This is a genomic window from Paraburkholderia sp. GV068 (assembly GCF_003058125.1).
Taxonomy (GTDB): domain Bacteria; phylum Pseudomonadota; class Gammaproteobacteria; order Burkholderiales; family Burkholderiaceae; genus Paraburkholderia; species Paraburkholderia graminis.
Genome location: NZ_QBUB01000003.1, coordinates 255750 through 270746, shown reverse-complemented (window position 1 = coordinate 270746; position 14997 = coordinate 255750). Strand labels below are relative to the sequence as shown.

Sequence of the window (14997 nt, the reverse complement as noted above, 5' to 3'; positions counted from 1 at the left end):
TCATGGCGCGCAAAGGCATTATTCTCGCGGGCGGATCCGGCACCCGGCTCTATCCGATCACCCATGTCGTTTCAAAGCAGCTGCTGCCGGTCTACGACAAGCCGATGATCTACTACCCGCTCTCCACGCTGATGGTGGCGGGCATTCGCGACGTGCTGATTATCTCCACGCCGCAGGACACGCCGCGCTTCGAAGCCATGCTCGGCGACGGCAGCCAGTGGGGCATGAACATTCAGTATGCGGTTCAGCCTTCGCCGGACGGCCTCGCGCAAGCGTTCATCATCGGGCGCGAGTTCGTGGGCAACGACCCGTCGGCGCTGATTCTCGGCGACAACATTTTCTACGGCCACGATCTCGCGAAGCAGCTCGAGCGTGCGAACGATCAGGCCGACGGCGCGACCGTGTTCGCCTACCACGTGCACGATCCGGAGCGCTATGGCGTAGTCGAGTTCGACAAGCAGTTCCGCGCATTGTCCATCGAGGAAAAGCCCGCGAAGCCGCGCTCGAATTACGCGGTCACGGGTCTGTATTTCTACGACAAGCAGGTCTGCGACATCGCGGCGGACATCAAGCCGTCGCCGCGCGGCGAACTTGAAATCACCGACGTCAACTCGCGTTACCTCGCCAACGCCGCGCTCAATGTCGAGATCATGGGCCGCGGCTACGCGTGGCTCGACACGGGCACGCATGATTCGCTGATCGAAGCGGCCACGTTCATTGCGACGTTGCAGAAGCGCCAGGGCCTCGTGGTCGCATGTCCCGAGGAAATCGCGTATCGCCAGCAGTGGATCGGCGCCGAGCAGTTGCTCGCGCTCGCCGCGCCGCTCGCGAAGAACGCCTACGGGCAGTATCTGCAAAACATTCTTACGGACCAAGTTGCATGGCCATCCAAGTAACCGCTACGGCGCTGCCCGAAGTCAAGATCATCGAGCCGAAGGTGTTCGGCGATGCGCGCGGCTATTTCTACGAGAGCTTTAATGCCGTGGAATTCGCGGAGCATGTCGAGGCCGGCGTGACGTTCGTGCAGGACAATCATTCGCGTTCCGCGAAAGGCGTGCTGCGCGGCTTGCACTATCAGATTCAACATGCGCAGGGCAAGCTCGTGCGTGTCGTGGAAGGCGAAGTGTTCGACGTCGCCGTGGATATTCGCAAGAGTTCGCCGAACTTCGGCAAGTGGGTTGGCGTGACGTTGTCGATGGAGAACCATCGGCAATTGTGGGTGCCGCCTGGCTTCGCGCATGGTTTCCTTGTGCTGTCGGAGTCCGCGCAGTTCCTCTACAAGACGACCGACTACTGGTTCCCCGAGCATGAGCGCAGCATTCTCTGGAACGATCCCGCCATCGGTATCGAATGGCCTGTTGATTTCGAGCCGCTGCTCGCGGCGAAAGATGCGGCGGCCAAGCGCCTCGCCGACGCTGAGCATTTCTCCTGAGGTCGTATGAGCGCGGGTGATCAACCAACGATCCTTCTGACCGGCGTCAATGGCCAGGTCGGTTTTGAACTGGCGCGCACGCTGCAAGGTTTGGGCAAGGTCGTCGCGCTGGAGCGCAGCGCGCTGGATCTCGCCGACCTGGAGCAGGTGCGGCGCGTCGTGCGCGAAGTGAAGCCGGGACTCATCGTAAATCCCGCTGCACACACGGCGGTCGACAAAGCCGAAACCGATATCGACGCGGTCATGCGTCTGAACGCGGAAGCGCCCGGCGTGCTCGCGGAAGAAGCGAAGCGGCTCGGCGCTGCGCTGGTTCACTATTCGACGGACTACGTATTCGACGGCACCAAGGCCGGCGCGTATGTCGAGACCGACGCGGTCAATCCACAAAACGTGTACGGCAAGAGCAAGCTCGCGGGCGAACAGGCGATCGCGCAGTCCGGCTGCGCGCATCTGATTTTCCGCACGAGCTGGGTATATGGGGCGCGGGGCAAAAACTTCCTGCTCACCATGCTGCGTCTCGGCGCAGAGCGCGATGAGCTCAGCGTGGTTGCCGACCAGTATGGAGCGCCGACGTGGTCCAACACGATTGCGGCCCTGAGCGCAAACGTACTCGCGCAAGCCGTTGCGCCGAATCAGTCCGACTGGTGGGAAAAGCATTCAGGCGTTTATCACCTGACCGCCTCGGGCAGCACGTCGTGGCACGGTTTCGCTCAAGCTATTTTCGAGTATTCGCAACTCGAGAAGAAGCCCACGGTGAAGCCCATACCTGCTGCGTCGTATCCGACGCCGGCCACACGCCCGAGCAACTCACGGATGTCGAACGACAAGCTCGCTGCCAGCTTTGGCGTACGCGCGCCCGACTGGCGGGACGCTCTGCGCCTATGCATGTCAACGAAGTGAATGGCGAGCCGCCGAAGCCGCGTTCGGGCGCAGTCGTGGTTTTCTACCATCCCGACGCGGCCTGCGTGCAGCGCGCCAACCGCCTCGCGTCCTTCATGCGATGCGTTGTCATCGACAACACGCCGTCAGTCTCTACCGCCCGCGACCTGGGCTTGTCGGATTCGATCGAATACTTGCCGAACGGCGAGAACCTCGGCATTGCCACCGCGATCAATCAGGGTATCGACATACTCATTCGTGAGGATTTCGAAGTCGCGATCCTCTTCGACCAGGACAGCGAACCGCCCGGATCGCTGTTTGTCGAGTTGCCGGCGATCATCGCGCGCGCCAACGCGTCGCAACAACGCGTTGCTCTGGTCGGGCCCGCCTACGACGACCCTCGCTTGCGCGGCGTCGCATCGTTCGTTCGCTTCAAATGGTGGGCGCTGGAACGTGTATCGCCAACAGGCAATCAGCCGATCGATGTCGACTTTCTGATTACCTCGGGCTCATGTATCAACCTGCGCTGGTGGGCAAGCATTGGTCCGATGGACGACGCGCTGTTTATCGATTTCGTCGATCTCGAATGGTGTGTGCGCGCAAAGCGGAAAGGCTTCCAGGTTCTCGGTGTCCCCTGGGTGCGCATGAGTCACGAACTCGGCGGTGAGCCGGTCCGCGTGCTCGGGCGCAACTATCCCATGCATAGCCCATTGCGGCACTACTACCAGTTCCGCAACGTCGTTGCGTTGATCAAGCGCCCGTCGATGCCGATGGCATGGAAAAGCACTGAGCTCATCAAACTCCCGATACGCGTGCTGATTTACTGCTTCTTTCCTCAGCAGCGAAAAGACCACCTTGCGATGGCGTGGCGCGGGGTTCGCGACGGTTGGCGCGGGCGGCTTGGTGCGTACCGTCGGCAGTGAATACGCCGCAGCGGCCGGCAACGGCCGCTGGTTTGAGCCGCGCCTTCGGGTGTCAATCCAGTATGTGGGTGCGCGGCGGATCGGCTAGCGTGAACAGCGGCAGTTGCGGGTTCAGCGTCAGGTTCGGGTTGTATGCCGGATCATATTCCAGCTTGCTCGCCCAACGGTTCTGCATCCATCGAACCTCGCTGACGAACCTGTCGCGCTTGTCCGGGTCCATATCCGAACCGCGCGTGGCCGATTCATGGTGGTACAGCTCCGCGTGCGGTGTCCACACATTCCGGTAGCCCGCTTCGCCTACGCGTAAGCAGAAGTCAACGTCGTTGAAGGCGACAGCCAGCTCTTCGTTCAGACCGCCTACTTCGTGGTAGATCGACTTGCGGATCACGAGGCAGGCTGCCGTGACCGCGGACAGATTCTGCCGCACGACCGCCCGGCCGAAATAACCGAAGAGCCCGCGTTTCATCTTGTGATGAATATGGCCCGCGACACCGCCAAGGCCGATCATCACGCCGCCGTGCTGCAACGTGTTGTCCGGATACCAGAGCGCCGCGCCGACCGCGCCGTGGCCGGGCTGACAGGCAACGCCGACCATCTCGTTGAGCCAGTCAGGCGAAATCACTTCAATGTCGTTGTTCAGCAGACAAAGATAGTCGCCAGTGGCCATAGCCACCGCGCGATTGTTAAGCGCTGAGTAGTTAAACGGCGAATCGTCGCGGACAACACGAACGTTGCTCTTCTCCGAAATCTGCGCGAAGTAGCTCAGCGTTTCTTCTTTGACGCTGCCATTGTCCACCACGATGATTTCGTAGTTCGGGTAAATGGTTCGCAATAGAACGCTTTCGATGCACTGGCGAAGCAGGTCAACGCCGTCGCGCGTCGGGATGATCAATGACACCTTGGGTGCAGGCTGAGGCACCGCATAGCGGACGTGCAGGATGGCCGGCTCGTCGAAGACCTGTTCGACGGTCGCTTCCGCGCCGATGCGTTTCAGGTGCTCCTGCAGCGCGCGAATGGCGGCCAGCAGCGCATACGGCTTCTCGCTGCCGCTGCCGGCGGTACTGCCGGGCGCGATGCGCCAGTGATAGAGCACGTGAGGAATGTGGACGACTTTGTCATGCCCTGCGATTTCCACGCAGCGCAATGTGAGGTCGTAGTCCTGGCTTCCTTCGAAGCCTTTACGAAAGCCGCCGGCTTCGCGGATCAATGCGGTCTCGAATACGCCCAGGTGAGAGAACATGTTCTGCGTCAGGAACAGTTCCGGGTTCCAGTCGCATTTGAAGTACGGCATCGCGCGCTTGCCGTCAGCGGTGAGTTTGTCCTCGTCGCTGTAGAACATTCGTGCGTCGGGGTGCTTGTTGATATAGCGCACCACCGAGAACAACGCGTGAGCCGGCAGGACATCGTCGTGATCGAGCAGCGCGACGTATTCGCCGTTGGCAATCGACAGCGCGCTATTGCTCGCTTCCGAGATATGACCGTTCACCTCCCGGAACACAACCTTGATCCGCTCATCGAGCGCCGCGTATCGGCGCAGAATCTGCGCCGGCTCGGGCCTCGTCGAGGCGTCGTCTGCGATGCACAGTTCCCAGTTCTGATAGACCTGATCCCGCACGGACTGGATCATGGCTTCGAGGAACACCGGGTCGCTGTTATAGGTCGGCACGACGACGGATATCAGCGGCTGACGCGCGAACGTCGCCATGATCGTGTTCGCCTTGTCACGCTCCGCTTCGCCGAACGTGTCGAAGCGATCGATCCACGCGCTGTAGACGGCTTCCGAAGGCGGTCTGTCTGCGAAGCCCGCGCCACTTTGCAAGCGGCGCAGGCGATCGCGTGCGCCGGCTATGCCGCCGCGGCGCAGCGCTTTGGCGTAGTAGCCGAGCGCGCCAGCGTAGCCGCCCTGCGCTTCGGCCTGTCGCTCGATGGTCCCCCAGACAAGACGGAGCGCACGGGCCATCGCCGACACGCGACGCAACGGCGCGGTGATACGCCATGACGGCGAGGTAAGAACGCGTTGCAGTTCGACTTCGAGTCGTACCCGCTCGTTTTCTACTGACGCGTAGTGGGTCAGCTTCTCGAGCGCGAACGCCAGTTTTTCCTCGAGCACCTCGGCGCGTTGCGTTGCTGCGGCGAGTTCCGACTCGTGTGATGCAGCAGGCGCGTTACGTGGAAGCGGAGCGGGCCTGGGGTCGCCGACATTGTGGCCAGACGTCATTTTTTGAAGCGCGAACGAATCGCGTTATTCCATTGGTTCAGGTCATTCAGGCGCGAAGCGAATGTCACGCCTGTTCTACTTCATCTCGAACGAAGAGCGCTATGTTGCTCATCGGCGCGCCGACCAGACCGGTCGTCACGCTCGTTGACTCCGATTTGACGATCAGCGCGTCGTGCACACAATCTTGTACGGCGATTGTGCCGGCAACATGGGCAGCCTCGGTAAGCACCAGCGCTGTAAACGCGTAATCGCCGGGCGGCAGAATCGGCATGTCGAACACGAACTCCGCCTCGACCGCGGGCGCTTCGCGCAACGCTGCGTTGTCGCCGGTGCTCGTGAGCGAGGTGTCGTCACCGAACAGCGGCTGACCCAGCCGGTCTTTCACGAAGAAGGCGAACACCGGTAACGAGCCGGACTCCGGTCTCTTCGCACGGATGCGCAGCAGCACGCGCTCGCCACCGACCACCCAGCTCACCGGCGATCCCTGTTCGCTGATCAGTTCCACCGACTCGATGAGCGGCGTATTTCTCTGCGTGGGCAGGCTATGTGGGTCGACATCGAGCGCGGTGAGCGTCACGCCCGGCGTGGCCGCGTTCTCAATGAAGCGTTGCCGCTGATCCGCGGTTTGCGCTTGCGCCGGTTGTCGTGTCAGCCCCGCCGGCGCCTTGATGTCCGACCCGCTTTCGCCAAGGTCTTCGGCGCTTGCCCATGACGTGGCTTCGCCTTGCTGCTGGCGGTAGAAAGCTTCGAAGTAACTGGTGCAGACGTGTCTGGCTTCCCCGGTCTCGCGAATCACGCCACGGTCGAGCCAGATCACGCGCGAGCACAGGCTGCGAACCGCAGACGAGTCATGGCTCACGAACAGCACCGTGCCCGTTTGCTGGAACCGGCGCAGGAACCGCATGCATTTTTGCGTGAAGAACGCATCGCCCACGGCGAGCGCTTCGTCGATCACCAGTATGTCGGCGTCGACGTGGGCGATCACCGCGAAGGCAAGCCGCACGAACATGCCGCTGGAATAGGTTTTTACGGGCTGGTCGATAAAGTGGCCGATATCGGCGAACTCGATGATCTGCTCGAGACGCGCGTCGATCTGGTCGCGGCTCAGCCCGTGCAACTGGCCGTTCATGTAGATGTTTTCGCGGCCGGTGTATTCGACGTCAAAGCCGGAGCCGAGCTCCAGCAACGCCGCAATCCTGCCGCGTGTTTCCACCTCGCCGCCGGTGGGCGCCAGTGTTCCGCAGACAATCTGCAGCAAGGTGCTTTTGCCGGAGCCGTTCCGGCCGATAATACCGACCGTTTCTCCGCGGGCGATCTCGAAGTCGACGCCCTTCAGGGCCCAGAAGGTACGAACGCAGTCCTGGGCGCGTTTGAACAACGCTCGCCGTAGCGGCGGCAACGGCGCGAGGGTGCCGAGCAGGCCGAGGACACTGCGCTTGAGGCGGTCCGAAGGCTGCTCGTACGACTCGAAGCCTTTGGTCAGCGACGCGGCGCGGATGGCAATGTCAGATGACATCCGCAAATCCCCGTCGCGTTTTCTGGAACCATCCGAACCCGAGCCACGCGACGAGAACGGCGATGGCGGTATAGATGCCCCAGCGGCTCCAGTCGATGGAGTGGCCCCACACGAGCACATCGCGGCTTTGCTCGATGGGATACGTCATCGGGTTCAGATAGACAAACGTGCGAAAGCGTTCCGGCAGCGACGAGACCGGAAAAAAGACGGGCGACAGGAACATGAGGGCCGTGATCAGAATGCCTATCGTTTGTCCAATGTCGCGCAGATAGACACCGGTCGCCGCGAGCGTCCAGCTGATGCCGAGTATGAACACACACAAAGGCGCGAGCACGACTGGAAGCAGAAACGCTGTCGGCGGCACTGAACCGACGATCAACCATTCCGCCACGAGCAGGATGAACACGCTGACGCAAAGATGGAACATGGCGGAAAGCAGCGTCACGCAAGGGAGAATCTCGAGCGGGAAGACGATTTTCTTGACGAAGTTCGCATGCGACAGGATCAGGGTCGGCGCGCGGCTCACGCACTCGGAGAACAGATTGAACATGATCATCCCGGCGAACAGGACGACGGCGAACTCGCCTTTGGACGCTGTTTCGGTGCCCGCGGCACCGCCGCCCCAACGCGATTTGAAGACCGTACTGAACACGAACGTGTAGATGGTCAACATCAGAAGCGGAGTAAGCAGCGACCACAATATGCCGAGTAACGAACCTTTGTATCGCCCCACTGCATCGCGGCGTGCGAGGTCCAACATGAGGCGCCGATTCTTCACCAGCGATGCAGCGAGGTATCGTGGCGAAACGCTAAAACTGTGCATAAGTCGGTCGTCGATGCTCTACAAAGATGGAGTGAGATACGGCGTCATCCGACAGGCACACGCCCTCGGTTGATGCCTGCTGACGAGAGGCATCCGGCTTGTCGGGCGACGCGGTCGGATCAACCGGCAACGAGTGGCTTGCCGGAGATGAGCTGTATATGGGTGGGTACGCATTATCGCATAGCGGCTGCGGTCGAAACCCCGTGAAGCCGGCCCTCATGTCTCGAAGTGTAAATGCTGTAAATGAATATCGGCGGCGCATTGCCGCAAACCCGCTCGCGCAGGCAGCGACCCTCCGCAGAAGCGCGCGGCCGGCTCTTCGCATGACCACGGAATCATCGGCGACTGTGGTTTTATCATATTGTGAAATGAATGAAACGCGGTAAAATCGTCGGTTACTCAGCACCACTCTGATCAGGCCGTTAAGTCCGCGTCTGCGGCCAGGATGCGTTCGCGCGCCGGAGAGCGATACGAGAGCGGTTAAGGAACAAACCATATGTCGGGAAACTTGGCAGTCGAAGCTTCGGGCATTCGTAAGGGCTTTGCTTCTTACGAGCGCCCAGCCGACCGGCTGAAGAAAAGCATGTTAGGCGTCGCGGCGCGGTTCTCGCCGGGCGCGCTTGCAAAGCGCGCCGCATTGCGCCGTGTCGACGCACTATCCAGTGTGTTCTGGGCGCTGCACGACGTCAGCTTTTCGGTCGCAGCCGGGGAAACCGTGGGGATCATCGGCCGCAACGGGTCCGGCAAAAGCACGTTGCTGCAAATCGTCTGCGGAACGCTTGCGCCGACCGCGGGCGACATCGCTGTGCGCGGTAAAGTCGCCGCGCTGCTCGAACTCGGCTCGGGGTTCGACGTGGAGTACACGGGGCGCGAGAACGTCTACCTGAACGCGCAGCTTTACGGTCTGACTCGCCAGCAAATCGACGAACGGTACGACGATATCGTCGCTTTTGCGGACATTGGCGAGTTCGTCGACCAGCCGGTCAAAACTTATTCGAGCGGCATGTTCGTGCGACTTGCGTTTGCGGTCATTGCGCATGTCGACGCGGACATTCTCGTTATCGACGAGGCGCTTGCTGTCGGCGACGCTTTCTTCAATCAGAAGTGTTTTCGTTTTCTCGACGAATTCAAGAAGCGCGGCACGATCCTTTTCGTGAGCCACGACACTTCGACAATCAAGAAGCTGTGTTCCAAGGTTATCTGGATCGACCGCGGCCATGTGATGGCCCAGGGCGATCCCGAGGAAGTGTGCGCCGCGTATCTCGAAGCCCGATACACCGGTTCTGCGCCCTCGATCACGAGCGGGCGGGTTCCGGTAAAAGCTCGTAGCGTCGCGTCGTGCGACGAGCGGCGCGGGCTCATCAACGCGTCTTCGTTGCGCAACGACATTCAGGTCATGGCCTTCAATCGCCAGTCGCAATCGTTCGGAGCAGGCGGCGCGCATATCGTCGACGTCGCGCTCGTCGACGAAGCGAAACGCCGCCTCGAGTGGGTCGTCGGCGGCGAACCCGTGACCTTGCAGGTATCGGTTCATGTGGGCGAATCGCTTTTTTCCCCGATCGTTGGATTCTTTCTGAAGAACGATCGTGGCCAGGATCTGTTCGGCGAAAACACGTTCGGTACTTTCGCAGACCGCCCTGTGCACTGTGAGGCTAACTCCGTTCTTTGCGCGGAGTTTTCGTTCGTCATGCCGGTCCTGCCCAAGGGCCATTTTTCGATCAATGTTGCAGTGGCGGAAGGCACTCAGTACAACCACGTTCAGCTTCACTGGGTTCATGATGCATTGCCGCTCCAGTCGCACGCCTCACGAGTTCATCACGCGCTTCTCGGCATCCCGATGCTTCATGTCGACGTGAGCGCCGTGCCCTGACGCCGCGACCGTATCAGCAGCGGCGCTTCACGCACGCTTCGCAAGATCGGGCCTTAAAAAAACAACCGACAGTTTCACCAGGCTAAGTCAGCCAGTAGCCCAGGATTTCAAATATGACAACACGAGTTAGAACATTCCGGTTCAAAGGCGCGGAGAGCGGCCATGAATTTACCGGGGAACGCTATCTTCCCGGCGTGGCGGGTCCTATTCAGTACGAACACTACCATCGGTATCTGTTCTCCGCGCCGTTGTGCGAAGGCAAGGAAGTGCTCGATATCGCGTCCGGCGAAGGGTACGGTTCTGCAGTGCTGGCACAGTCGGCGAAATCCGTAGTGGGCGTGGATATCGACGCCCAGGCCGTCGAAAACGCCCGCAAGCGCTATGGCGAGCAACCGAATCTGCGCTACGAGCATGGCAGCGCAACGGCTATTCCGTTGCCCGACGCTTCGGTCGATATCCTGAACTCGTTCGAAACACTCGAGCACTTCCATGATCACGAGGCGTTCATGCAGGAAGCCCGGCGTGTTCTGCGCCCGAACGGCCTGATGATCATATCGACGCCCAATCGGCCGATTTACTCGCCGCCTGGCGCACCGCCGAATGAATATCATGTGCGCGAGCTCGATCGCGAGGAGTTCGTTCAGTGGCTCAAGACCGGCTTCAAGAACTTCGTGCTTTACGAACAGAAGCCAACGGCAGGTTCAATGCTGTTCCGCGAGGGGCGCAAAGGCGCGCGCGAAGTCACGTACTGGTCCGAGACGGACATAGGCGAATACACGGCGACGGAGAGCATGGTCGACCCGGTTTATTTCGTCGCGATCGCTTCCGATGGTCCGTTGCCCGAGCCGAATGACGACGTTCTCGAAGGGAGCTTTTCGTTCGCGCGCTATGACCACTCGCGCAACGGGCACATCGGCAATCAGGCGGTCGAGATCGCACGCCTGACGACCGAGACGATTGCCCGTGGCGACGAGATCGGACATTTGACCGGCGAGACCGTACGCCTGACCGAGGCAGTGCTCGCGCGAGACGCCGAAATCGGCCGTCTTACGCAGGAAGCAGTGCGGCTGAACGAAGAAATCATTATCCGCAACAACGAAATCGAGCGCCTGAATCAGTTGTTGGCGAGCGCAAATGCGACTGCCAATGCCGCTGCCAATGTGCCGCAGGTTGAGCCGTCCCAGATCTATGAGCAACTGGCCGAATTGACGCGGCAGGTCAAGAACTCGAATGCGGCGTTGCGGGCGCTGCAGACCCAGCAGGCTATCCCGAGCGGCCCATCCGACGAAGCGCTGAGGCTTGAAAACGATAGATTGCGCGCGCAGATCGATGCGCTTGTCCATTCCGCGTCATGGCGTCTTACCGAGCCACTGCGCGGCGTCGTCACGCGTTTGAGACCCGCGAGGCGCAAACTCGCCCGCGCGCTTGGCCGTGGCAACGCGTTGCCTGCTCATGAAGGCAATTCGCGCGTCGCGTTGCCGGCTGGCCGGCTGCCCGCGATTCCCAAATCGCCGGCCCGCTTTACCCAGGCGGCGCAACCGCGCGCAACCATCTTTGTCCTTGAATCGGGCAACGACGGATCGTTGGCGAAATGTCTGGCCGCACTAAGCGCCCATACCTCTGACGTGCCTTACGCAGTCTCCGTTGTGGGTACAGCCAATACGGAGCTCGCCGGGCAATACGGTGTCGGCTTTCTGGGCGACAGCAACACGTCCCGGTCGCTCGCGGCATTGCGTGACAGCATCGGCCAACTGAGCGGCGAATTCGTCGTGCTGGTTTCGGATCGGCTGGTCGCTCACCCCGGCTGGCTTGCCGCACTCGACGAAGCGTTTGCGCGCTTCCCCGATGCGGCAGCGCTCGGCGCACTGATTCTCAAGGATGCCGATACCGTGGAGACGGCCGGCGCCGCCATTGAAGCCGATGCGCGGCTGCGACCGAACTGCGCGGGGCTGACACCGGACGACCCGGCGGTCAACGCCGTCATGCGCGTGACGTGCGCGGGGCCCGGTTTGATAGCGATGCGCGCGGATGCCTGGCGCGCGATAGCCGGGCACTTCGGCAACGACGACCCGTTTCAGGCAGGGTTGGTCTCCATCGGCTTGTTGTTGTCCACGCTCGGCAAGAACACCTACCTGCAGCCTTTTGCGCGCTTCACCCGGCTGCCGGTCTCGAAGGTCGACCGCGCGGCTTCCAGCGACGCAAACAGCAAATGGGAGGACGCGCACCAGCGGTGGTCGGTTCGTCAGCGATTCGAGAAAGTTTTCGCTGCCGCCGGGGCCGATGGGACCGTGCTGAAGCTTGCAGCAAGGCCGAAGATCGTGATGATCGACGCGTTTGTGCCGAAGCCCGACCAGGACTCCGGGTCCGCCGATCTTTTCTGGTACATGCGGATTTTTCATGCGTTCGGCTATCAGGTCAGCTTCATCGCAGCGTTCGAAGAACAACCGCTCGAAAGTTACGCCGACGCACTGCGCCGTTGGGGCGTGCGGGTTCAATACGCGACCGATCTCGATCATCTGAATCATCTGGTACTCGAAGAGTCGCGAGACGCGCAAGTCGTGCTGGTGCAGCGCGTCGTCGTGGCCCGTCACGTGATCTGCGCGCTTCGCGAACGGCAACTGAGCGCCAAGATCGTATTCGGCACGGTCGATCTGCATTATCTGCGCGAGGAGCGCATTGCCATTCATGAACGCTCGCCCGAAGCGCTCGACTATGCGTTGACGCTGCGCCGCGAGGAACTCCGTGCGATGTCCTTGTCCGACGCGACCATCGTGGTGAGTCGGCTGGAACACGACATCGTCAAGGCCGCGTTGCCGGAAGTGAATGTCCACCGCATTCCGATTCCGCGGATGCCTGTGCGCTCGGCCAGTACATTTGCCGATCGCTCGGGCGTGGTGTTCGTCGGGGGCTTCGCGCATCGGCCGAATATCGATGCGGTCATGTTCCTCGTCAACGAAATCTGGCCGATCGTGCGCCGGAATTTGCCGAGTGCCGAACTGCGCGTTGTCGGCAGCAATGTGACGCCGGAAATCAGTGCGCTCGACAATCCTGCTGCCGGTGTCAAGATCGTCGGTTTCGTTCAGGACCTGGGCGAGGTCATGAGCACGGCCCGGCTCTCCGTCGCTCCTTTGCGCTTCGGGGCGGGCATCAAGGGCAAGGTTGTGTCGAGCCTGCTGCATGGCCTGCCTTGCGTACTGAGCAAGATGGCGAGCGAAGGCATGGGCCTCGTCGACGGCGAGCACGTCCTGGAGGGCGAGACTGCCGAAGAGATTGCGGCGGCCATCGTGCGGTTACACGAAGACGCGCAGTTGTGGCAGCGCATTGCCGACGCAGGCTTTCTCGTAGCCGCCGAGGAATATTCCGTGGAGAGCGTCGCTGACAAGTTCTCGGCGTTGCTCGACTCGGTTGGTCTGATCGACAACTCGCGCGTTATCGAGCCTAGCGCGTTCCACATCCACTAACCGATCGTATCGAACGAACTGCCCCGGGCACTTTATGTTGCAATCTATTTTTTCGTTGTTCAGGAAGCGTCCGCCGCGTCGCACGGACGGCAAGCTAGGTGTGCTGATCGAACTCGCATCGTTCGACAAAGGCGGTCTGGAAAAGGTCGTGCTCGACTCGGCGATAGCTTTCGACCGTCAACGCTTCGATGTGACCATCGTGACGCCCGGCAAGGTTGGGCATCTGGGTGCCGTCGCGCGCGATGCGGGCCTGCGAGTGATCGGCTTGCCGGCCGATGACCCGCAGCGCGCCTACGACCGGTTATTGGACGAGTTGCCAATCGACGTGGCCATGTCGCATTTTTCGAATGCGGGGTATCCGCTTTTTGCGCGCCACAAGATTCCCAACATCACGTTCATCCACAACGTGTATGCCTTTTTCTCGCCGGCGCAGGCCAAGGCGTTCGCGCGCGACGATCGGTACGTCGATTGTTATGTCTCAGTGTCGAACAACGCGACACGCTTTGCGGTGCGAAACCTGGGCGTGGATGCGGACAAGATCGTTACCGTCCCGAATGGCCTCATCATTTCCGAACACGAAGCGCGCGAAAAGAAGCCCGTCAAGCTGACGCGCGCGGAACTGGGCCTTGCCGACAGCGATTATGTGTTTGCCAATATCGCGTCTTACAACTTGCACAAGGGCCACTACGTCATGGCGGACGCCATGCGTCATCTGCTCACGCAGCGCCGCGACGTGAAGATACTTTGCGTTGGAAACGTCGTTTATCCGCCGCATGTCGAGGAGCTTCGTGCGTATCTCAAGGAGCATGGTCTGGACCAGCATATTCTGATGCCGGGCTATTTCCCCGATGTCGAAGACGTGCATCGCGTGTCGGACGCTTTCCTGTTGCCCTCGTTTATCGAAGGGTGGAGCATTGCGATGAACGAGGCAATGTTTTACCGCAAGCCGATGATCCTGACCGACACGGGCGCGTCCGCCGAAGTGATCGAGAACAACGATATCGGCATTCTCGTGCCGAACGAGTACGGCGATACGCCGGATCTGAACTCCAGGCTTCTGGACGAGTTGGCTTACGCGCCGCGCAGTTATGCAATCGCACCCGTGCTTGCCGGCGCGATGAACGACATGGCGTCCAATCGCGACGAGTGGCGCGCGCGAGCCGAGGCTGGCCGTCAAAAGATTTACGAGCGTTTCGACTTCTCGAAGATCGTCAAACGGTATGAAGAGATCATCGAAAACGTGGTTCGGCAAAAGAGCCACTAGCAAGGCGAGAGGGCGACATGCTGGGACGTGCAAAAGAGTTTTATCGCTTCATCAGGTGGCGTTTCAAGCCTGCTGTATGTTTTTATCTGGGCAACCATCTGTTCATGAACTACATGCCGTACGGGATTCGGCATTGGTTCCTGAGGCGGTTTTGCCAGGTCAGGATCGGCCGGGATTCGAGTATTGCGATGGGCTGTTTCGTGACCGGTTATCACATCGCCATTGGCGACAATACGGTGATTAATCGTTACACGTATCTCGACGGCCGCGTGCCGCTTACGATCGGCAACAACGTCAATGTGTCGCACTACACGCTGATTCAGACGCTGACGCATGATCCGCAGAACCCCGACTTTGTCTGCTTATGCAAACCGGTGGTGATCGAAGACCATGTGTGGATCGGCGCGCGCGCTATCATCAGCCCGGGTGTGCGGATCGGCGAAGGCGCGGTGATCGGCGCGGGCTCGGTCGTGACGCGCGACGTCGAGCCGTATACGATCGTTGCAGGTAATCCGGCCCGCTTCATCAAGGAACGCTCGCGCGATTTGCGGTACAGGTCGCGCTATTTCCCGTTCTTCGACACCGATATTCAATAGCCGACGGCGCTATCC

11 protein-coding genes are annotated in these 14997 nt (G+C 60.7%); 8 read left to right on the top strand and 3 right to left on the bottom strand.

What is annotated here, in order from left to right:
* The first annotated feature begins 2 nt into the window (after window positions 1–2).
* From rfbA to C8K18_RS08795, 4 genes are read left to right on the top strand one after another with little or no spacing between them, the layout of a single operon-like run.
* Entirely contained in the window at window positions 3–896 is an 894-nt protein-coding gene (rfbA, locus tag C8K18_RS08810; protein ID WP_006048652.1) for a glucose-1-phosphate thymidylyltransferase RfbA, read from the top strand.
* Window positions 881–1432, top strand: coding sequence for a dTDP-4-dehydrorhamnose 3,5-epimerase (gene rfbC, locus C8K18_RS08805; protein WP_053857616.1), 552 nt, complete (start codon window positions 881–883; stop codon window positions 1430–1432). Before rfbA ends, rfbC begins: the two co-directional genes overlap by 16 nt.
* 6 nt (window positions 1433–1438) lie before the next feature.
* A complete protein-coding gene (rfbD, locus tag C8K18_RS08800) occupies window positions 1439–2332 on the top strand; it encodes a dTDP-4-dehydrorhamnose reductase (protein WP_107707250.1) in 894 nt (297 codons plus the stop codon).
* Window positions 2314–3234: a glycosyltransferase family 2 protein gene (locus tag C8K18_RS08795; protein WP_107707249.1), complete on the top strand. Its 921-nt coding sequence runs from the start codon at window positions 2314–2316 to the stop codon at window positions 3232–3234. The genes rfbD and C8K18_RS08795 overlap by 19 nt, the downstream gene beginning before the upstream one ends.
* Before the next feature lie 52 nt (window positions 3235–3286).
* Here the strand turns inward: C8K18_RS08795 and C8K18_RS08790 are convergent, their stop codons facing one another.
* The 3 genes from C8K18_RS08790 to C8K18_RS08780 all read right to left on the bottom strand — a co-directional run bounded on the left by C8K18_RS08790 (window position 3287) and on the right by C8K18_RS08780 (window position 7791).
* Window positions 3287–5194 (bottom strand): glycosyltransferase family 2 protein, encoded by a 1908-nt coding sequence (locus C8K18_RS08790; protein ID WP_258196095.1) that lies wholly within the window; start codon window positions 5192–5194, stop codon window positions 3287–3289.
* A 322-nt stretch (window positions 5195–5516) separates the two neighbouring features.
* A complete protein-coding gene (locus C8K18_RS08785; protein WP_107707247.1) occupies window positions 5517–6968 on the bottom strand; it encodes an ABC transporter ATP-binding protein in 1452 nt (483 codons plus the stop codon).
* A complete protein-coding gene (locus C8K18_RS08780; RefSeq protein ID WP_053857620.1) occupies window positions 6958–7791 on the bottom strand; it encodes an ABC transporter permease in 834 nt (277 codons plus the stop codon). The genes C8K18_RS08785 and C8K18_RS08780 overlap by 11 nt, the downstream gene beginning before the upstream one ends.
* A 496-nt stretch (window positions 7792–8287) precedes the next feature.
* Here C8K18_RS08780 and C8K18_RS08775 point away from each other — a divergent pair, with 496 nt between their 5' ends.
* The 4 genes from C8K18_RS08775 (at window position 8288) to C8K18_RS08760 (ending at window position 14982) form a co-directional block, all read left to right on the top strand.
* Entirely contained in the window at window positions 8288–9661 is a 1374-nt protein-coding gene (locus tag C8K18_RS08775) for an ABC transporter ATP-binding protein (protein WP_053857621.1), read from the top strand.
* A gap of 113 nt (window positions 9662–9774) precedes the next feature.
* Complete coding sequence (locus tag C8K18_RS08770) at window positions 9775–13122, top strand: methyltransferase domain-containing protein (protein WP_107707246.1); 3348 nt, start codon at window positions 9775–9777, stop codon at window positions 13120–13122.
* Window positions 13123–13156: 34 nt separating this feature from the next.
* The gene (locus tag C8K18_RS08765) at window positions 13157–14386 is read left to right on the top strand and encodes a glycosyltransferase family 4 protein (RefSeq protein WP_107707245.1); all 1230 of its coding nucleotides are present in this window, start codon (window positions 13157–13159) and stop codon (window positions 14384–14386) included.
* Window positions 14387–14403: 17 nt separating this feature from the next.
* Window positions 14404–14982, top strand: a complete 579-nt coding sequence (locus C8K18_RS08760) for a DapH/DapD/GlmU-related protein (protein WP_053857624.1) — start codon at window positions 14404–14406, stop codon at window positions 14980–14982.
* The last annotated feature ends 15 nt before the right edge of the window (window positions 14983–14997 follow it).

Coding starts and splice junctions, on each gene's coding strand:
- rfbA (WP_006048652.1), top strand. CDS start 3: ATGGCGCGCAAAGGCATTATTCTCGCGGGCGGATCCGGCACCCGGCTC.
- rfbC (WP_053857616.1), top strand. CDS start 881: ATGGCCATCCAAGTAACCGCTACGGCGCTGCCCGAAGTCAAGATCATC.
- rfbD (WP_107707250.1), top strand. CDS start 1,439: ATGAGCGCGGGTGATCAACCAACGATCCTTCTGACCGGCGTCAATGGC.
- C8K18_RS08795 (WP_107707249.1), top strand. CDS start 2,314: ATGCATGTCAACGAAGTGAATGGCGAGCCGCCGAAGCCGCGTTCGGGC.
- C8K18_RS08790 (WP_258196095.1), bottom strand. CDS start 5,194: ATGGCCCGTGCGCTCCGTCTTGTCTGGGGGACCATCGAGCGACAGGCC.
- C8K18_RS08785 (WP_107707247.1), bottom strand. CDS start 6,968: ATGTCATCTGACATTGCCATCCGCGCCGCGTCGCTGACCAAAGGCTTC.
- C8K18_RS08780 (WP_053857620.1), bottom strand. CDS start 7,791: ATGCACAGTTTTAGCGTTTCGCCACGATACCTCGCTGCATCGCTGGTG.
- C8K18_RS08775 (WP_053857621.1), top strand. CDS start 8,288: ATGTCGGGAAACTTGGCAGTCGAAGCTTCGGGCATTCGTAAGGGCTTT.
- C8K18_RS08770 (WP_107707246.1), top strand. CDS start 9,775: ATGACAACACGAGTTAGAACATTCCGGTTCAAAGGCGCGGAGAGCGGC.
- C8K18_RS08765 (WP_107707245.1), top strand. CDS start 13,157: ATGTTGCAATCTATTTTTTCGTTGTTCAGGAAGCGTCCGCCGCGTCGC.
- C8K18_RS08760 (WP_053857624.1), top strand. CDS start 14,404: ATGCTGGGACGTGCAAAAGAGTTTTATCGCTTCATCAGGTGGCGTTTC.